Origin of the sequence: Flavivirga eckloniae, assembly GCF_002886045.1 — a bacterium.
In the GTDB taxonomy this organism is placed as follows: domain Bacteria; phylum Bacteroidota; class Bacteroidia; order Flavobacteriales; family Flavobacteriaceae; genus Flavivirga; species Flavivirga eckloniae.
Genome location: NZ_CP025791.1, coordinates 3,245,854 through 3,261,040 on the forward strand (window position 1 = coordinate 3,245,854; position 15,187 = coordinate 3,261,040).

Annotated in this window: 15 protein-coding genes; 12 read left to right on the forward strand and 3 right to left on the reverse strand. The window is 33.6% G+C overall.

What is annotated here, in order from left to right; all coding sequences use genetic code 11:
- Positions 1-2: 2 nt before the first annotated feature.
- The 4 genes from C1H87_RS13430 (at position 3) to C1H87_RS13445 (ending at position 4,123) form a co-directional block, all read left to right on the forward strand.
- Positions 3-827, forward strand: a complete 825-nt coding sequence (locus tag C1H87_RS13430) for a universal stress protein (RefSeq protein WP_102756307.1) — start codon at positions 3-5, stop codon at positions 825-827.
- 28 nt (positions 828-855) lie between these two features.
- On the forward strand, positions 856-1,485 hold the full coding sequence (locus C1H87_RS13435; protein WP_102756308.1) for a carbonic anhydrase family protein: 630 nt from the start codon (positions 856-858) through the stop codon (positions 1,483-1,485).
- A 33-nt stretch (positions 1,486-1,518) separates the two neighbouring features.
- Positions 1,519-2,169 carry a DUF2490 domain-containing protein gene (locus C1H87_RS13440; RefSeq protein ID WP_233783130.1) on the forward strand — a complete coding sequence of 217 codons (651 nt, stop codon included), beginning with the start codon at positions 1,519-1,521 and terminating at the stop codon, positions 2,167-2,169.
- A gap of 97 nt (positions 2,170-2,266) precedes the next feature.
- Positions 2,267-4,123 (forward strand): SulP family inorganic anion transporter, encoded by a 1,857-nt coding sequence (locus tag C1H87_RS13445; protein ID WP_102756310.1) that lies wholly within the window; start codon positions 2,267-2,269, stop codon positions 4,121-4,123.
- 103 nt (positions 4,124-4,226) lie between these two features.
- On the opposite strand, the gene C1H87_RS13450 is transcribed toward C1H87_RS13445, so the two are convergent.
- Complete coding sequence (locus C1H87_RS13450) at positions 4,227-4,754, reverse strand: CvpA family protein (RefSeq protein WP_102756311.1); 528 nt, start codon at positions 4,752-4,754, stop codon at positions 4,227-4,229.
- A 74-nt stretch (positions 4,755-4,828) separates the two neighbouring features.
- On the opposite strand from C1H87_RS13450, the gene C1H87_RS13455 reads away from it, so the two are divergent.
- The 5 genes from C1H87_RS13455 (at position 4,829) to pheS (ending at position 9,541) form a co-directional block, all read left to right on the forward strand.
- Positions 4,829-5,185, forward strand: a complete 357-nt coding sequence (locus C1H87_RS13455; RefSeq protein WP_102756312.1) for a hypothetical protein — start codon at positions 4,829-4,831, stop codon at positions 5,183-5,185.
- Between the two features lie 62 nt (positions 5,186-5,247).
- On the forward strand, positions 5,248-5,730 hold the full coding sequence (locus C1H87_RS13460; RefSeq protein WP_102756313.1) for a GNAT family N-acetyltransferase: 483 nt from the start codon (positions 5,248-5,250) through the stop codon (positions 5,728-5,730).
- Between the two features lie 207 nt (positions 5,731-5,937).
- Complete coding sequence (locus C1H87_RS13465) at positions 5,938-7,269, forward strand: cytochrome ubiquinol oxidase subunit I (protein ID WP_102756314.1); 1,332 nt, start codon at positions 5,938-5,940, stop codon at positions 7,267-7,269.
- A 3-nt stretch (positions 7,270-7,272) separates the two neighbouring features.
- On the forward strand, positions 7,273-8,349 hold the full coding sequence (cydB, locus tag C1H87_RS13470; protein ID WP_102756315.1) for a cytochrome d ubiquinol oxidase subunit II: 1,077 nt from the start codon (positions 7,273-7,275) through the stop codon (positions 8,347-8,349).
- A gap of 172 nt (positions 8,350-8,521) precedes the next feature.
- Entirely contained in the window at positions 8,522-9,541 is a 1,020-nt protein-coding gene (gene pheS / locus C1H87_RS13475; RefSeq protein ID WP_102756316.1) for a phenylalanine--tRNA ligase subunit alpha, read from the forward strand.
- Positions 9,542-9,564: 23 nt separating this feature from the next.
- Here the strand turns inward: pheS and C1H87_RS13480 are convergent, their stop codons facing one another.
- Positions 9,565-11,577 carry a T9SS type A sorting domain-containing protein gene (locus C1H87_RS13480; RefSeq protein WP_102756317.1) on the reverse strand — a complete coding sequence of 671 codons (2,013 nt, stop codon included), beginning with the start codon at positions 11,575-11,577 and terminating at the stop codon, positions 9,565-9,567.
- Between the two features lie 258 nt (positions 11,578-11,835).
- Here C1H87_RS13480 and C1H87_RS13485 point away from each other — a divergent pair, with 258 nt between their 5' ends.
- Positions 11,836-12,231: a hypothetical protein gene (locus tag C1H87_RS13485; RefSeq protein WP_102758268.1), complete on the forward strand. Its 396-nt coding sequence runs from the start codon at positions 11,836-11,838 to the stop codon at positions 12,229-12,231.
- 168 nt (positions 12,232-12,399) lie between these two features.
- Here the strand turns inward: C1H87_RS13485 and C1H87_RS13490 are convergent, their stop codons facing one another.
- Entirely contained in the window at positions 12,400-13,401 is a 1,002-nt protein-coding gene (locus tag C1H87_RS13490; protein WP_102756318.1) for an NAD(P)H-dependent glycerol-3-phosphate dehydrogenase, read from the reverse strand.
- Between the two features lie 130 nt (positions 13,402-13,531).
- On the opposite strand from C1H87_RS13490, the gene C1H87_RS13495 reads away from it, so the two are divergent.
- Both C1H87_RS13495 and lysM read left to right on the forward strand, forming a co-directional pair.
- A complete protein-coding gene (locus tag C1H87_RS13495) occupies positions 13,532-14,479 on the forward strand; it encodes a nicotinic acid mononucleotide adenyltransferase (RefSeq protein ID WP_102756319.1) in 948 nt (315 codons plus the stop codon).
- A gap of 219 nt (positions 14,480-14,698) precedes the next feature.
- The gene (lysM, locus tag C1H87_RS13500; protein WP_102756320.1) at positions 14,699-15,184 is read left to right on the forward strand and encodes a peptidoglycan-binding protein LysM; all 486 of its coding nucleotides are present in this window, start codon (positions 14,699-14,701) and stop codon (positions 15,182-15,184) included.
- Positions 15,185-15,187 lie beyond the last annotated feature (3 nt).

Sequence of the window (15,187 nt, forward strand, 5' to 3'; positions counted from 1 at the left end):
TTATGAATAAATATAAAATATTAGTACTTTCAGATTTAAAAAAATCGACAAGTACAACGTTAAAAAGCACGACAAGTTTAGCCAAAATGATAAATGGAGATATACAGTTTTTCCATGTTAAGAAACCTACCGACATTGTAAAAAAAGAAAATCAATTGTCTGCTATGCGCACAATAAATAAAGAACATTTTACAATTGAAAAGGAAATACAAAGTTTAATAAAACCCATTTCTGAAGATTACGGACTAAACATAGACTATTCGTTTGCCTATGGAAACGTAAAAGATGAATTACGTAAATACATTAAGACTAATAAACCAGATATCATTGTTTTAGGAAAAAGAAAGCCTAAAAGACTTAATATCTTGGGAGATGGTATTACACGTTTTATTCTTAAAGAACATGAGGGTGCAATCATGCTGGCAGATAATGATAACGTATTAGAACCAAATAAAGAAATATCTCTTGGTATGCTTAACGGAGTCGAAGAATCATCTAATTTTGAATTTATTGAAGACCTGATAAATCATACTCAAGAGCCATTAAAATCCTTTAAAATTGGTAAAGACGATTCAGATACGGCCCCAAATGCGAAAAAGCATATGGACAAAAAAATGGTTGAATATGTATTTGAACCAAATGACAATACTATTGATAAGCTTTCTAATTATGTGTCGAAAAGTAATATTAACTTGTTATGCGTAAATAGAGAAAAGAAACGTACCTCAAAAAACGAAAACAAAGCGGCATCCGATATTAAGACTTATATAGGCAAGCTCAATGTCTCGTTTTTGGTTACGGGAGGAGAAAGACTACTAGTACAGTAATTTAAAATATAAATTTAATTAAGATATAATGAAAGCACATACGCAAGAAACACAAGCGGCAATAACGCCTCAAAAAGCATTGGAATTATTAAAAGAAGGAAACCAAAGATTTTTAGACAGCAAAAAAGCCGATAGAGATTTATTGGAACAGGTAAATGATACAAGTAACGGACAATATCCATTTGCAACAGTTTTAAGTTGTATAGATTCTAGAGTATCTTCAGAATTAATTTTCGACCAAGGTATAGGCGATATTTTTAGCGCAAGGATTGCAGGAAATTTTGTTAACGAGGACATATTAGGAAGTATGGAGTTTGCTTGTAAATTAGCAGGAACCAAACTTGTTGTTGTATTGGGTCATACGAGTTGTGGCGCTGTAAAAGGAGCTTGCGATGATGCTAAACTAGGTAACTTAACAGCACTTCTTGAAAAAATCACGCCAGCGGTTAATGCCGTTACAGAACCTACAGATTCAAGTTTAAGAAATTCAAAAAATATTGAGTTTGTAGATAATGTTGCAAAGAAGAATGTGTTGTTAAACATTGAAAGGATCATGAAAGAGAGTGATGTTCTTGCAGACATGCAGAATAATGGCGAGATCATGATTATTGGAGGTATGTACGATATTAATTCGGGAGCAGTAACCTTCTATGAATAAACCGGTTTATTCTTATAGATGAAAAAGAATAATATGAAAATAAGTGTAGTAGCATTAATGCTGCCCATACTTATGCAAAGTCAAGACAGCAATTTTGGTAATTGGTTAATATACATAGGAAACAAAAAAATTAACCAAAAGTGGAATATTCACAACGAAGTTCAATACAGAAATTATGATGCTATTGGTGACCTCGAACAGTTACTTTTAAGAACAGGTTTAGGATATACATTTAACGAAAGTAAAAACAATGTATTACTGGGGTATGGATATATACTGTCTGAAAATTACTTAGGCGACACCGACGATAAAGTTTCTGTAAACGAGCATAGAATATTTCAACAATTCACATCAAAACAAAAAGTAGGGAGCGTAAAATTAAATCATCGTTATAGATTTGAGCAACGTTTTGTTGAAGACGATTTTAAATTGCGTTTTCGTTATTTTTTAGCACTAAACATTCCCTTATGTAATAAGGAAGATCAAAGCAGTAAATATTATTTTTCTGCTTACAACGAAATATTTTTGAATACTCAAACGTCAATTTTCGACAGAAACAGGGTATATGCCGGGCTAGGTTATAATATTAATAAAGACATAAGACTTGAAGTTGGTTATATGAATCAATTCTTTGAAACTACAAGTAGAGATCAACTAAATATTATAACTTTTGTGACATTCTAGATCGACTATTAGTTAAAAAAAAGCCAATACTCTAAGTATGGGCTTTTTTTTTGAGCAAAGATGAGTTAAATTAGGGAATCTAAAATTCACTTTAATTATGAAAAATCTCTTTTCTAACATCAGAGGTGATGCTTTTGGCGGCATTACAGCAGGTATTGTAGCACTACCATTAGCACTTGCATTTGGAGTATCTTCAGGACTTGGGCCAAGTGCAGGTTTGTATGGCGCAATTTTCATTAGTTTTTTTGCAGCCCTTTTTGGAGGTACAAATACGCAGATATCTGGACCAACGGCTCCTATGACGGCCGTGAGTATGGTTATAATTGCAGGCATTATAGCGACAAACGATGGAGATATTACTAAAGCATTACCGGTAATTCTTACGGTTTTTTTGCTTGCAGGTTTAATGCAAATTGGATTAGGTGCTTTAGGTTTAGGAAAATACATAAGATATATTCCTTATCCTGTAGTTTCGGGATTTATGACGGCCATAGGGGTTATCATTATACTAACGCAAATTTTGCCTTCTGTAGGGTATTATCCGAAGGAAGATATGGAGTTTGTAAATACATTTAAACCACAAGCCGAAAATGTTATTCTTAGGAATATCATTGAAGAAGAGCAAAAAGAAGGTATTTTAGTGTTAGAGGACTTTCAGGAAACGATATCTAGGTCTAATGCCATTTCCCAAGATGAAATTTTAAAGGAGTCCCAAACTCTGGCTAAAAACGAAAGTAAAAAGGCTTTTGGAATAATAAAGATCTTACCAAGGGCTTTACAAAATATTAATTGGTTGGAATTAATCTTATCCTTAAGCACGATTTTTATTATTTATGGCTTTAAACGAATTACCAAAGCGATACCAAGTTCGTTGGTAGCCTTAATAGTTGTATCTGGTGTAGCAGTTGGCTTTGGGTTAGATTATAGACCCATTGAAGAGATTCCTAGTGGGCTACCCATTCCAAACTTAGAGATTTTTACAAGTTTTAAATTAAATAGTGTCACACCATATTTCTTTACGGCGTTAACTTTGGCCTTATTAGGAGCAATCGATTCTTTACTAACAAGTGTGGTTGCAGATAATATGACTAAAACAAAACATAAGCCAAATAAAGAATTGGTTGGTCAAGGTATTGGTAATAGTATAGCTGCAGTTTTTGGAGGCATCCCAGGAGCAGGAGCAACAATTAGAACCGTGGTAAATATTACCTCCGGAGGTAAAACGAAATTGTCTGGTATGATTGCTGGAATATTATTATTAATAATATTATTGGCTTTAGGGCCTATAGCTTCAAAAATACCCGCAGCAGTTCTGGCTGGCATCTTGATAACAGTAGGTATCGGTGTAATGGATTATAAAGGATTAAAAGCCATACCAAGTTTACCAAAAGATATAAAAATAGGCCCTTTGAAGTTAAGTTCTGAGGTAACTATAATGATTACAGTATTGTTACTGTCTACCTTTTGGGATTTAATTTTTGCTGTAGGTATCGGGCTTGTAATAGCATCCTTAATGTTTATGAAGAAAATAGGCGATTTAACCGCAGAACGTTCGGATGTGAAGCCACTTAAAGAAGAAGCTTGGGCGGATGAAGCTGGCTTCCCGGATAGTTTAAAAGAGGAGGTGTTCATTAAACACCTTAAAGGACCTTTATTTTTTGGATCAACGAGCGATTTTCAGCAATTAACCGCACAAATTCCAGATACAGCTAAAATAGTTGTTATAAGATTAGGGCGCATGCAATATATGGATCAATCGGGTTTATACGCTATGGAAGATATGCTTCAGGAATTAAGCAAAAATAATATAGAAGTGTTGTTTGTTGGGTTATTGAGACAACCTAGGTATATGATGGAACGTATTGATATTATTCCCGACTTAATCCCAAGAAAACACATATTTGATAGTTTTAAACAATGTATGAATTGGATTAAAACCAATCTGCATGAATAAGTATTAAATGAATCATCTGAATTAGTAAAAAAACTGGCTTTAAAGTAATTTTCTGCCATCACTGAGAGCAGCTTGTGCTGAGCGTAATCGAAGCAAGTAAGCTTTAGATAACTTCGTCTTTAGATTCCGTGGTATCATCTTCTTCCTCAGTATCATCTAATATGCTTGGAAGAATCATAGGGACTAAGGATTTAACTGGGTTATAAAGCGCAGAATCTTCTAATGTTTTATCGTCAGCAAAAGGAATAGTATTGTTCATTTTATCAAAAACGATTAAAATCACACTTAGTATTAAAGCAATTTTGAGTCCACCAAAAACACCTCCAAGAATCTTGTTTATAATACCAAGAGCTGCAAAATTTGCTAGTTTGGTTAGCGCTTTTCCAGCTAAAGCAATAGCCAGAACGATGATTACAAAAGTTATGGCAAAAGCAACAATGTTAATAGTCTTCTCATTCCAATCCACTTTGCTTTCTAAAAAGTCGCCAGCAAAATTGCTAAAATGAATGGCACCATAAACACCTGCGATTAAGGCAACGAGAGAAGCGATTTCAACAAAAAGTCCTTTCATAAAACCACGAACAAGACCAAACAAAATTAATGCCCCTAAAACAATGTCTATAACACTCATAATTTTAGAATTTAAACAAATATAAAATAATAAGTCACACTTAGGTTTATTAACTTTACAACTTTAAATTTATTATGTCTAGAGACGAACAATTAAAAGAACGTTGGCAATTGGTAGTCAGGAAACTATCCGATCAATTTGCAGATGGAGAGCTTTTAGATCTTGATGCTATTATCTATTTAATAGGTGTGCAAGAGCTTGGGCAATTAGATAGAAGTTTTAAGAAAGATCAGAAATTAGATCTCATGCATATTGCTATTTGCAAACTACTCGTACCATATGGGTATTATGCTCTCGATTTTGTAGATGGTGAAGGATGGCCACATTACAAAGCCTTAGAAGCGCTTCCTCATTTAAAAGCAGGCGAACAAAGTGTCTTAATGAAAGAAGCGATAGTAAATTATTTTTTGGAAACCGAGTATATAAAATAAGGTTTCATCGTTATCCCATAGTTGTCTTATTGCAGAAACGGCGTTACCTAATACAAAAGTAAATGACAAATAATAAGCGAATAAGACTAAGGCAAACAGAAAAGACCGATTTGGAACATTTCTTTTTGTTTCAACTCAACGAGGAAGCAAACTATTTAGCTGCTTTTACTTCTAAAGACCCTACAGACAAAACAGACTATTTTGAAAAGTGGACGAAACTTTTAGACGATCCAAAAATAAATATACGTACCATTTTGGATAACGAAACGGTTGTGGGAAGTATTGTAAAATTTGAAATAGAAGGGCAAGCCGAAATTTCTTACTGGTTAGACAAAAGCTTTTGGGGTAAAGGCATTGCAACTATGGCGCTCAAAGAGTTTTTGATCATTGAAAACACAAGACCGATTTTTGGACGTGTGGCATTTGATAATTTGGGCTCACAAAAAGTTTTAGAGAAATGTAGATTTATAAAAACTGGTGTCGATAAAGGTTTTTCGAATGCAAGACAGGCAGAGATTGAAGAATTTATTTATAAGTTGGCATAAGAAATAGAAACTATAATTACTACTAATAAACCCTTTCATTTCAATATCTTATTTTGGGCAAAAGTATAAGTTTGTTCTAAGTGTAGTTAAAAGGTAGAAATTTCGGGCAAAATAGCTCGTTTTTTAACCTTAAAAAAGGCGAAAAAGAAGCATAAAGCAACGCAAAAATTAATCATTGTTGCGTAAATTTGCACAAAATCTACTTTAATGGAAGAAATGCTATTTTATGATAGAATGCAGTTTGCATTTACTATCACATTCCACTATTTATTTCCGCAACTAACCATGGGATTATCTTTAATGATAGTCTATTTTAAATGGAAATTTCTCAAAACACAATTAGAACAATATAATGATGCTGCCAAGTTCTGGATGCGCATTTTTGCACTTAATTTTGCTATGGGTGTTGTTACGGGAATTCCAATGGAATTTCAATTTGGAACGAACTGGGCTAAGTTTTCCGAACTCACAGGAGGGATTATAGGACAAACATTGGCTATGGAAGGTATGTTTTCCTTTTTCTTGGAATCGTCTTTTTTAGGGTTATTTCTGTTTGGAGAAAAATTACTGGGGCATAAGTTACATTTTCTAACTGGCTTCTTAGTGTTTTTAGGTTCCTGGGCAAGTGGCTTTCTTATTATTGCGACACATGCCTGGATGCAAAATCCGGTAGGCTACGAAATTCTGGCTAATGGTAAATTTGTACTAAACAATTTTGGAGCACTGTTTACTAATCCTTGGCTTTGGCCTTCATATTTACATAATCAGGCAGCTTCTTTAGTAACCAGTTCATTTGTTGTAGCTGGAATAGGCGCATTTTATGTGTTAAGTAAAAAACATACAGAATTTGGTAAACTATTTGTAAAGACAGGTGTTATTTTTGGCTTGGTGGCTTCTATACTTGTGGCCATACCAACAGGTGATTTACTTGCTAAAAATGTGGTTAAATACCAACCAGTAACATTTGCGGCTATGGAAGGCATTTTTCATACCGAACAAGGTGGTGCCGAGATTGTTTTAATAGGACAGCCGGATGTAAAAAATAAAAAACTCGATAATAAAATTGCAGTACCTAATATATTAAGCTTTCTAACTTATGGTGATTGGGATACAGAAGTTAAAGGATTAAACGAATTTCCAGAAGAGAATTATCCCACTAATATTTCTGGGTTGTACTATGCTTATCATATTATGGTAGGATTAGGAACTATTTTTATAGGACTTCTGTTTCTAGCTGTTGTTCAATTAATTCGAAAAAAATTATACACTACAAAATGGATTCTGTGGGCTTTATTGTTTATGATTCCGTTTCCCTATATCGCCAATACAACAGGCTGGTATACGGCAGAATTGGGTAGACAACCATGGCTGGTATACAATTTATTAAGAACTGCTGATGGCGCTTCGCCAACAGTATCTTCGGGAAACACATTATTTACCTTATTAGGTTTTATAGGGCTTTACCTTTTACTGGGCTTGTTATTTTTATTAGTCGCAGGTAAAATAATTAGAAAAGGACCAGAACCACAAACGCATTAGACTATGGAAATTTTTTGGTACATCGTTTTAATTTTTATGTTAGCCACTTATGTTGTATTAGATGGTTACGATTTTGGAGCAGGCATTATTCATCTCTTTTTTGCAAAAAAGGAAAAAGATAAAAAAGCCATTACAAATGCTATAGGTCCTTTTTGGGATGCGAATGAAGTTTGGCTAATTGCAGCTGGAGGTATTTTGTTTTTTGCCTTTCCTACCTTATATGCATCGTCGTTTAGTGGATTTTATTTACCATTAATAATGATTTTGTGGTTGCTTATTTTTAGAGCCATTGGTTTAGAGTTAAGAGGGCAAATTCATCACCCTATGTGGGAAGCTATTTGGGATAGGGCTTTTGGTATTGCCAGTTTACTTTTAGCATTGTTTTTTGGAATAGCCCTTGGGAACGTAGTACGAGGTGTCAATCTTGGAATGGTAAAAGATGGTGTTTCAACGCAGGAAGCTCATTATTTCTTTTTACCACTTTGGAATCCTACGTTTAGTCCACAAGCAGAGCAATTAGGTATTATTGATTGGTTTACGATCTTATTGGGCATTATAAGCGTAATAGTATTGACTATTCATGGTGCCAATTGGATTATTTACAAAACCAATTCGGCTTTAAACCCAAAATTAAAAGACGTTATTTTTAAACTCAATTTTGTGCTTCTGGCATTGGTGATTTTCTCTTTGTTTATTTGGCATATTATAGAGCCAAAACCATTTCATAATTTTATAGATTACCCTATACTTTGGGTATTTCCTTTAATAACGTTTATAGGATTATTTGGCTTGTTTAATATTAAGCGCTTTAAAAAAGATGGTTTAGGCTTTTTGTTTTCCAGTTTGTTTTTGGTGGGCGGATTAGCTTCTACAGTTGCTTCCATATTTCCCAATGTATTACCATCGACAAACAATGTAAACCCTTCGTTAACGTTGTATAATGTTGCTGCTGATGCTTACGGACTTTCTGTAGGCATTATTTGGTTTGTTATAGCATTAATTCTGGTTATAGTATACTTTATAATTCAATACAAAGTATTTAGTGGTAAAATGGATGATGTGGGTTATGGAGAACATTGAAGTTATGAATAGCTTAAATTTTTAGGTTTTAAAGCCGCAAGTCGTATTTGTACGACTGCCTTGAGAATAACCAAAAGACCACAATCTTTTGCTAAAACAAAAGGATTTCCACAGCAATCCTTAACATAAATCTCGTAAAAAATAGTAAATTTGCCATCATTTTAAGCGTGTTATGATAGATAAGATAAAAGAACTCATTGCAGAAGCAGAAACCTTTAAAACCCAATCTAAGGAAGAGGTTGAAGCGTTTCGTATAAAATATTTAGGTAAAAAAGGATTACTAAATGACTTTTTTGCTGAGTTTAAAAATATAGCCAGCGATCAGAAAAAGGAGTTTGGTCAAACTATAAACAAGCTTAAAAAAACGGCTGAAGATAAAGTAAATGCCTTAAAGGAAGAGTTAGAGAGCAATGAAGAAGTAAAAGGTGTTTATGGTGATTTATCACGTCCGGGAGAGCCGATACAGATTGGTGCACGACATCCTATATCGATTGTGAAAAATCAAATTATTGATATCTTTTCACGTATAGGTTTTAACGTTAGTGAAGGTCCTGAAATAGAAGATGATTGGCACAACTTTACAGCATTAAACTTGCCTGAGTACCATCCGGCACGCGATATGCAAGATACGTTTTTTATTCAAACGAATCCAGATATCTTATTGCGTACACACACTAGTTCTGTGCAAGTACGTTATATGGAAAATAACACACCTCCTATTCGAACTATTTCACCGGGTAGGGTATATAGAAATGAAGCCATTTCGGCACGATCTCACTGTTTTTTCCACCAAGTTGAAGGTCTTTATATAGATAAAGATGTAAGCTTTGCAGATTTAAAACAAACGCTTCAACATTTTACTACCGAGATGTTTGGGAAATCTAAAATACGATTACGCCCATCTTACTTCCCATTTACAGAACCTAGTGCAGAAATAGATGTGTATTGGGGGTTAGAAACCGAAACTGATTATAAAATCACCAAAGGAACCGGTTGGTTGGAAATTGGAGGTTGTGGTATGGTAGACCCTAATGTTTTAGAAAACTGTAAAATAGATCCAACCGAATACTCTGGGTTTGCTTTTGGGGTTGGTATAGATCGTATTGCCATGTTACTACATCAAATTGGTGATATTCGCTTATTAAGTGAAAATGATGTACGTTTCTTGGAGCAGTTTAAAAGTGCTTTGTAATACTTTCTTTAGTTAGTCATTCTTTATTTTTTGATGATCCGTTTTGTGATCACACTTTGTGAATTTGCTAGTGATAGTTTTAAGAAATATATCCCTGGATTTAAAGAGCTTATATTGATAGCTTTTTTATTTCCATAACTGGAAACCTTCTTTCCGATTATATCGTAGATTTCAAGTGTATTAAGATCACTTTTAGATTCAATATTAATGATATCTGCTGTTGGATTAGGATATATAATTATATTTGATGCTTCTGTTTTAAAATCTTCTGTACTCAACGTCTGGCTAAATGTAAGTGTAACAACTTCTGAGGGTGAGCTAGTTCCAGGGGTTTGTCCTGAACATAAAGCTCGTATGGAGAAATCATAAGCTTGTCCTTCCGTTCTTCCTCCCATTGTAATGGTTGTTGCGCCAGCAGATGCACCTGCCCAACCATTGGAATTAGTATTTACATTAAAAGGATCGGAAGTTCCTGGAGGATAAGAACGTAGTTCAAAAGTTCTTGTATTAGTAGCTTCATTGTCAAACGAAAAAGTAATGGTATTAGCAGTAACACTAAGCAATTTTAAACCCGTTGGAGGTTGGTTACAATTATCTTCAATAACTGGGACTGGACCTTCAGGAGTTAGTGTTGTCGTCGTTCCAATACGAAATTTATCTTTTAAAGCCTGTACTCTAGTTTGAGGGTTAAAATCAGCATATCGGTTGTCAAAAGATTCAAAATTTGTAGGAACATTGTCGTTCCAAATGGCATCCCTAAAGAAATCAGGATTTGTGGTTTGACCAATAGGAGAGCCATCTTTTAATGTACCATAGCCTTCATTTGCGAAAAAGTAAGTAAGTCCTTTTCTATCAAAATTAGGGTCAGCGTTTGTGCCATCTTTTGCAAAATATTCACCACCACCTCTAACTCTTCCCGCTCGATCTTCTATATTGTAAGCTTCTGGTCTATAAATGACATTAGAAACAAACACATTATCTTCGGTTCTAAGTCCTGTATCGTTCATAAACCCTTCTGAGCTTGCATTATCTGCCCAACCTAATTGGAATCCTAATCGAATCGGATTGGCAGGAAGGTAATTGGCCATAAAACCAATATTATTTACAATAAAAGTGTCTCTGGCACCTTCTTCTACAAAACCCATAAATCTTCCTGACCCGATAACAAAATTTTCGAAGCCAGTGTTTCCTAGATTTCCTGTAGGTGTAGCTACAGGAGCTCCAATCGCCGATGCACTAGTATCAAGTGTTCCACTGTTGTCAGGACTTCTACTTCCAGCGAATGCATCCCAGTCAAAACCATCCCAACCAGCATTATCGATAAAATTATGAACGGCTATGCACTCATTGGCTCCTAAAAGCCAAACAGCTCTTTTGTTAGTGTTTTGTATGTAGTTATTTCTAATTAAAGCCCTATCTACTTCCCATCTACAATTTACACCTTCCCATACATTTTTTATATGAAACCCTCTAATTTCTATGTTATTACTCCCTTGAAGGTAAAATCCTGTTGCTCTATTGTATTCATCGCCTTCTGGGTTACTTTCAATGATAGGGTTGTCAATACCAATAAGTTTTACGTTTCTACTATTACTTATAAGAAATATGTGTTCATCACTATTTTCAGGGCCTAAATCTGTAGCTCCAGGTAGAATTATATCATGATCTCCTGTTTTAAAAATACTTCCCCGTACATAAACAATAACATGAGATGGAATATTTATAGTTTGAGTTGCATTTAAAACAAAGGTTCCATCTACAAAATATGTCTTAGGAGAAGATATTGTACCTGCGGTTATATTATTTAATAACTGATTGACTGTTGTTATTGATATCGCTCCTGTTGGAGCAGGGTCAGAATAAATAATGCCGTTAAGGCAATATTGCAATCTCTCATCATTAATAATTTGTTCTTCGAACCCCGAGTTTCTAATAAAATTACGAGCCGTTTCAGAGATGCCTGCTTCTTGCAAAGTCTGTCCTATTAGATTTGTGACGGTAACTAAGGCAATTAGTATAAATAGTTTAGATTTCATTCGGTTTGGGTTTTAATTAATACATGAATTAAAAAAGACTTAACAGTTTTTTTTATTCAATGGTCCTATTGAGTAGCTTATCATAGTGAAACTATAAGGTTTTTGTTGCTACTACTTAGTTTAAATGTTTTTTTGATAGTATACAAAAACATTAAGAACGACAATTATAAAATTACTCTATAAGTTACCTTGGTTGAAGTACATATGTTTTAAATGCTAGAACAAATGCTTTATTTTTACACTCTAAAATTAGTTGTTGTGAAAAAAGATATCCAAATACCAAAAGTTGAAGACGTTTATATAGCTGTAGTAAATGAATACAATGCTATTTACAAAACGCAAGATTGGAACGCTTATATAATAAATGATAAAGAAGTTGATTTAGAAATGATCCTTATTGTTACCAGTGGCTATTCTGATGATAAGAAAACATCTGTATTTAGAAAAAAACTAGATAGACTTCCGAAAAAAAGCTACGCCAAAATAGAATTGATGCAAGAGGAGCTATTTGCCCTCAATAATACTTTTAAAGTTTCTTTTTTTGAGGGCAGTACGATGTTTGATAAAACATACTTATTTAGAAAAAACACCATTAATTTAAAGGCTTTGCAGCCCATACCTTTAATGCAGGTGAAAGGAGTTTTGGTGAAATAAACCCTTCCGTTTTCTGGTTATTATCGAAATTAAAGACGAGGTGGTTTTATAAAAGAGTTTTTATTGTAATATAAAATCACGAGATAAGATTATACCCGTAAAATAATTAAACAGATTGCCACGTCGCTAAAAAGCTCCTCGCAATGACAGAAAGGGAATTTTAATTTCTTAATCCAACTTCTCAGTTAATTTCTTAAAAACCTTTTTAGGGTTCTTACCTTCATATAAAATTTGGTAAACTGCATTAATAATTGGAAGCTGTGTTTTTTTAGCGTTTTTCTCATTGAGCAAATGAGCACTTTTTGTAGCATAATAACCTTCGGCAACCATATTCATTTCCATTTGAGCAGATTTTACGGTATAACCTTTACCGATCATATTACCGAACATACGATTTCTGGAAAAAACAGAATAACCGGTTACTAACAAATCACCCAAGTAGGCAGAGTTATTAATATTACGCTTCATTTTATGCATTTTCTTAATAAAACGTTTCATTTCGCGTATAGCATTACTCATTAAAACACTCTGGAAATTATCACCATAACCCAAACCATGAGCAATTCCAGCAGCAATAGCATATATGTTTTTCAACATTACGGCATATTCTACACCTATAATGTCATCATTAACTTTAGTTTTTATATAATCGCTAGATAATTTATTCGCGATTGTTTTCGCCTTATCTGTATCCGAACAAGAAATGGTAAGATAAGACAGGCGTTCTAAAGCCACCTCCTCAGCATGACAAGGACCTGCTATCACTGCAATATTATCATAAGGAATATTATAAACATCATGAAAATGTTCGCCCACTAAAAGCCCAGTTTCGGGCATAATACCTTTCACGGCAGATACAATGGTTTTATTAGAGATATCAATAGTTAACTTTTGTAATTCACCATGAATAAAAGCAGAAGGGATTACAAAAAATAAAACATCGGCATAGGCTGCTATTTCATTAATATCGTTACTAAGTTTTAGCTGTTCTAAATGAAACTCAACCGAGCTTAAATAATTAGGGTTATGTTGTTCTTTTAGCAAATGTTCTTTAGTATAAACGCTTCGCATATACCAGCCAACTTCATCTAAATTTTCGCAAAGCATTTTTACAATAGCAGTTGCCCAACTTCCTGCTCCAAAAACCGCATACTTTAAAGGTTTATCCATAAGTAACAAATCGTTTCAGCCCCAAAAATAAACAAAATAATGATGATTGCTTAATCAAAAAAGATTAAGAAATCGTTTTTTGGCACGCGTTTTGAAAACATGAGAGTATAAACTATAAATACGATTGATTATGAGGACAGTAAAATTACTTTTAAGCTTTGCATTAACAACAACATTGTTTACGTCATGCTATACAGAAGTAAATATTGATGAAGAACCAGGAACATCTATATCTATAAATCAATTATTAAACTCACATGAGTTATGGTATGTCGATATTAATAAAACTTTAGGGCACGGTGAAATACCATTTTTACAAAGAGCATTTACCATATCTTTTAGAAACGGTGTTGTATATGCAAACAATAATATTGTTGGGTTAGGCGATAGCGGTAATGGTTTTGGAATCGATATTGGAGAATATGATGCATACAATATGATTCTTGATATTGACCATGATATAGATGGGTTTAGAACTTTTGACGTTTTTCAAATAGACAATAATACTATAGAGCTTTACAATCCAGGAAGTGATACTTCATACTTTCTTGAAGGTTACCAACGCAGTAATTTTGATTACGATTTAGTGTTCTACGATAACATTCATTACTTCTTACAGGAATATGAAGCTTGGGAAAAGACTTATACAAGCGAACTGGGAGCTATAAATGAATTTGATAATGAAAATTATTTGCAGTTTTTATCTGGAGGAAACGATTCGACATTTAGGAGTTCACAAGATGAAAATGGTACTGTAATAGATAACCTTATATGGGATTATACTGGAGTTTATGGTGTTGGAGATGTTAGTAATAATATGCATTTAAAAACTTTAACATTAGATTATGATTTCTTCAACAATGAATACTTCGAATTGAGCGTTATAAATGATGGAAAGATAGAGCTATTCCACCCATCATCTGAAACAGTTTATGAGTTTGTAGGAAGAGGGTATATACAATACCTAAAAAATGGAGATACCAAAGCGAAAGGACAGAGTAAGGTTACAGTTGACAAGAAACGTAAGTTTAGAAAAGACAAAGTAGATAACCCAAGAGAAAATACAAGGGTTAAATAAATAAAACAGAGTGAGATTCCACTAATTTAAGTTTGCTTATCTAGCAATAAAAATTAATGATTCACTAAAATTTTGGTTGGTTATTTAGTTTAGAAACCGTTTAAAGAATTATTCTTTGAGCGGTTTCTTTTTTTCTATAATGATAAATATTAATAAAGTATGTGACCTTATAATTTTTTGGTGTCTAACACATTAAACCCTCAAAAATTATAAACACATATGGGATTATTTTCATTTATGAAAAATGCTGGTGACAAAATATTTGGAATTAGCAAAGCGGATGAAGAAGATGCTCTTGAAGTAGCAGTAGAAGAACTTAAATTAGAAAAAGAAGCAGCTATAAAACTTAAGGAAACAATTATAGGTTTACAGTTAGAAGTAAAAGATTTAAACATTTTTATTGATGATGATATTGTCCTTGTTACCGGATTAGCGTGCGATCAAGCTACTAAAGAAAAAGTAGTTTTGATTGTTGGAAACTCTAAAGGCATAGCTATTGTAGATGATCAAATGACGGTGGAGTATAAAGCCCCAGAAGCACAATTTCGCACGGTAGAAAGAGAAGATACTTTAGGAAAAATTGCAAAAGAATTTTATGATGATGCTACGAAGTACTCCATTATTTTTGAGGCCAATAAGCCCATGCTAACAGAACCGGATAAAATTTATCCAGGTCAATTATTACGTATCCCAGTCTTGGACTAAGAC

What these genes read in the sequence shown, in the direction of transcription:
- C1H87_RS13430 (WP_102756307.1), top strand. Translation starts at nt 3, where the DNA reads ATGAATAAATATAAAATATTAGTACTTTCAGATTTAAAAAAATCGACA.
- C1H87_RS13435 (WP_102756308.1), top strand. Translation starts at nt 856, where the DNA reads ATGAAAGCACATACGCAAGAAACACAAGCGGCAATAACGCCTCAAAAA.
- C1H87_RS13440 (WP_233783130.1), top strand. Translation starts at nt 1,519, where the DNA reads ATGAAAATAAGTGTAGTAGCATTAATGCTGCCCATACTTATGCAAAGT.
- C1H87_RS13445 (WP_102756310.1), top strand. Translation starts at nt 2,267, where the DNA reads ATGAAAAATCTCTTTTCTAACATCAGAGGTGATGCTTTTGGCGGCATT.
- C1H87_RS13450 (WP_102756311.1), bottom strand. Translation starts at nt 4,754, where the DNA reads ATGAGTGTTATAGACATTGTTTTAGGGGCATTAATTTTGTTTGGTCTT.
- C1H87_RS13455 (WP_102756312.1), top strand. Translation starts at nt 4,829, where the DNA reads ATGTCTAGAGACGAACAATTAAAAGAACGTTGGCAATTGGTAGTCAGG.
- C1H87_RS13460 (WP_102756313.1), top strand. Translation starts at nt 5,248, where the DNA reads ATGACAAATAATAAGCGAATAAGACTAAGGCAAACAGAAAAGACCGAT.
- C1H87_RS13465 (WP_102756314.1), top strand. Translation starts at nt 5,938, where the DNA reads ATGGAAGAAATGCTATTTTATGATAGAATGCAGTTTGCATTTACTATC.
- cydB (WP_102756315.1), top strand. Translation starts at nt 7,273, where the DNA reads ATGGAAATTTTTTGGTACATCGTTTTAATTTTTATGTTAGCCACTTAT.
- pheS (WP_102756316.1), top strand. Translation starts at nt 8,522, where the DNA reads ATGATAGATAAGATAAAAGAACTCATTGCAGAAGCAGAAACCTTTAAA.
- C1H87_RS13480 (WP_102756317.1), bottom strand. Translation starts at nt 11,577, where the DNA reads ATGAAATCTAAACTATTTATACTAATTGCCTTAGTTACCGTCACAAAT.
- C1H87_RS13490 (WP_102756318.1), bottom strand. Translation starts at nt 13,401, where the DNA reads ATGGATAAACCTTTAAAGTATGCGGTTTTTGGAGCAGGAAGTTGGGCA.
- C1H87_RS13495 (WP_102756319.1), top strand. Translation starts at nt 13,532, where the DNA reads ATGAGGACAGTAAAATTACTTTTAAGCTTTGCATTAACAACAACATTG.
- lysM (WP_102756320.1), top strand. Translation starts at nt 14,699, where the DNA reads ATGGGATTATTTTCATTTATGAAAAATGCTGGTGACAAAATATTTGGA.